Annotated in this window: 1 protein-coding gene; it reads left to right on the top strand. The window is 33.9% G+C overall.

Features of this window, described 5'->3' with window-relative positions:
* Window positions 1–42 precede the first annotated feature (42 nt).
* On the top strand, window positions 43–3,587 hold a 3,545-nt coding region (locus FN795_RS21310; RefSeq protein ID WP_244290025.1), incomplete at its 3' end, for an amino acid adenylation domain-containing protein.

Below are 3,587 nucleotides of genomic sequence, written 5' to 3'. Positions count from 1 at the left end.
GCAGAGAAATTCATTTCGAATCCTTTTATAAAAGGAACAAGAATGTATGATACTGGTGATTTAGGCAGGTGGCTGCCAGATGGCAACATTGAATTTTTGGGCAGAAACGATAATCAAGTCAAGATAAGAGGTTATCGTATAGAGCTAGGTGAAATAGAAACGGCTATATCTGGATATTCAGGGGAGATACAACAGATTGTAGTAGAAGCTAAAGAAATCAACCAGGACAAAACTTTGGTGGCTTATTATGTGTCCAAAATCGAGATTGACAAATCAGAGCTTAGAACTTACCTGCAAAACAAGCTGCCTGAATATATGGTACCTGGTTTTTATGTAGAGATAGAAAGTCTGCCTTTGACACCTAATGGCAAGATAGACAGAAAAGCCCTCCCAAGTGTTACCGGAGAAGACATCATCAAAAAAGAATATGTAGCCCCAAGAAATGCCATTGAAGAAAAAATGGTAGAAATATGGCAAGAAGTATTAGGAGTTCAAAAAATAGGAATTACAGATAATTTCTTTGAATTGGGAGGACATAGTCTGATAGTAGTTCAAGTTATCAATCAAATTTCTAAACAATTAGGACAAACGATATCCTTTAAAATATTTTTTGCCAATCCAACCATAAAAGAATTAAACAAAGAATTAAAACAAAGCGAATATTTAGACATTCCCAAAGCAGTGGAGGATGAATCTTATCCCCTAACTAGCTCACAGAGTCGTTTATGGATATTGAGCCAACTTGAGGGTGGTTCTTTGGCATATAATATGCCAGCAGCTGTTAAACTAAAAGGAAATATAGATATTGATAAATTTGAAAAGTCATTTCAGTTACTAATTGAGCGTCATGAAATTTTAAGAACGTTTTTTAAATCTAATGATCAAGGGGAAGTTAGTCAATTTATCATACCTGTTGCGGGTGTAAGTTTTACGATAACACAAAAAGACTTTAGTAAAAACAAAAAGAGTGAAGCTCAAGTTGCTGATTATTTAGAAGAAATAAACAAGGAGCCTTTCGATTTAGAAAGAGCGCCACTTGTTAGAGGGGCAATAATTAAATTAAAAGAAAAAGAGCATGTATTTTTCTTATCGATGCACCATATCATTGGCGATGGTTGGTCAATGCAATTGTTAATATCAGAAATAATAAAAATTTATAATTCTTTACTACAAGGAAAACAAGTCAATTTACCAGAATTAAACATTCAATACAAAGATTATGCGGTTTGGCTTAATTCAGAATTGCAACAGGAGAAACATCAGGCATCAGAAGATTTTTGGTTGAATCAATTCTCAGGAGAGCTACCTGTTTTAGATTTACCTAGTTTTAAAAAACGGCCATCTGTCCAAACTTATAATGGAGCAAGTTTAACACATGGATTCTCCAAGTCGTTTTTAGATAAGCTGAAAGGTTTTTCAGAAAAACACCAATCCACTTTGTTTATGACTCTTATGACAGGAGTCAAAGTGCTTTTACATAAATACAGTGGTCAAGATGATATTGTAGTAGGTACTCCTATAGCAGGACGTGAACATCCTGATCTGGAGCACCAAATAGGTTTGTATTTAAATACACTACCAATAAGAACACTCTTTAAAGAGCAGAATAGCTTTTTAGAATTATTAAATCAGGAAAAAGAAACTTTATTAGGAGCATACGAGCACCAGGCCTATCCATTTGATGAGTTGGTAGGTAAGCTAAATCTAAAACGAGACATGAGCCGTTCGGCACTATTTGATGTTTTAGTGGTTTTACAAAATCAGCAGCAAGTTTTTGGACTAAGAAATGAAGAATCATTATCTGGTCTTGAGGTTGATTCCTATAACTTTACCAACAATACCGCTCAATTTGATATCAGTTTTACATTTGTCGAAACAGAAGGATTGGACTTATCAATCAAATACAATACAGATATTTATGATCTTGAATTGATAGAGCGAATTTTTGTTCATTTTGAAAATTTATTGACCAAATGTATAGAAGAACAAGATAAAATTGATTATTTATCTCAAGCAGAGAAACAACAATTATTAGTAGAGTTTAACGATACCAAAGTTGATTATCCGAAAGATAAAACCATCATCGATTTATTTGAAGAGCAAGTCGATAAGACTCCGGATAACATCGCTGTTGTTTTTGAAGAAGTACAATTGACTTATAAACAACTCAATGAGAAAGCAAATCAATTAGCGTATTATCTAAGGGAAACCTACAAAATACAAGCTGACGATCTGATCGGAATAAAGTTAGAGCGAAGCGAGCAAATGATACTGGCTATTTTGGGAATACTAAAATCAGGTGCCGCTTATGTGCCAATTGACCCAAGTTATCCTCAAGAAAGAATCACTTACATAGAAAAAGACAGTAACTGTAAAATTGTTATTGATGAACAAGAATTAGGAAATTTTTACAAAAAACAAAAACAATATAGTAAATCAAATGCCTTAAAAATAAATAAGCCTAACGATTTAGCCTACGTTATTTACACTTCTGGAACTACCGGTAATCCTAAAGGGGTGATGGTGGAACATAAAAATCTTGTAAATTTTATTTCGAATCAAACTAGGAAATTCAACATAAAAGAGAACGAAAATATTGCGCAATTTTCCAATATAGCTTTTGATGCTTCAGTAGAACAAATTTTTTTAGCGATCTTGAATGGTGCTAGTTTAACTATTATTAATAAAGACACTATATTAGACATTAAAAAAACAGAAGATTTTATAGAAAATAATCATATTACCCATTTTCATGCTGTACCAATAATTTTAGAAAAAATTACGCCGAAAAAATATCCTTTTTTGAAACGAATAATTTCTGGTGGGGATATTTGTTCTTTGGCGTTAGCGAATCAATGGAGTAAGTATTGTAATTTTTATAATAAATACGGTCCAACAGAAACAACTGTGACGGCTATTGAAATATTGTACAATAAAGATAATGTATTTTCTATAGGCAAACCAATTGATAACGCACAGATCTATATATTAGATGAAGGGTTACAGCCAGTTTCTATAGGTGTTAGAGGAAAGCTATATATTTCAGGAGATGGAGTAGCCAGAGGTTATTTAAACAAACCGGAACTCACAGCAGAGAAATTCATTTCGAATCCTTTTATAAAAGGAACAAGAATGTATGATACCGGTGATTTGGGCAGGTGGCTGCCAGATGGCAACATTGAATTTTTGGGCAGAAACGACCATCAAGTCAAGATAAGAGGTTATCGTATAGAGCTAGGAGAGATAGAAACGGCCATATCTGGATATTCAGGGGATATGCAACAGATTGTAGTTGAAGCCAAAGAAATCAACCAGGACAAAACTTTGGTGGCTTATTATGTATCCAAAACAGAGATTGACAAATCAGAGCTTAGAACTTATCTGCAAAACAAGCTGCCTGAATATATGGTTCCTGGTTTTTATGTAGAGATAGAAAGTCTGCCTTTGACACCTAATGGCAAGATAGACAGAAAAGCCCTCCCAAGTGTTACTGGAGAAGACATCATCAAAAAAGATTATGTAGCCCCAAGAAACAAAGAGGAGCAACTTATAGTTGATGTTTGGACTTCTGTTCTCAAGCAAGAGGC

Origin of the sequence: Flavobacterium resistens (assembly GCF_900182645.1) — a bacterium.
Lineage (GTDB): Bacteria > Bacteroidota > Bacteroidia > Flavobacteriales > Flavobacteriaceae > Flavobacterium > Flavobacterium resistens.
This window is presented reverse-complemented; position numbering and strand designations above follow the sequence as displayed.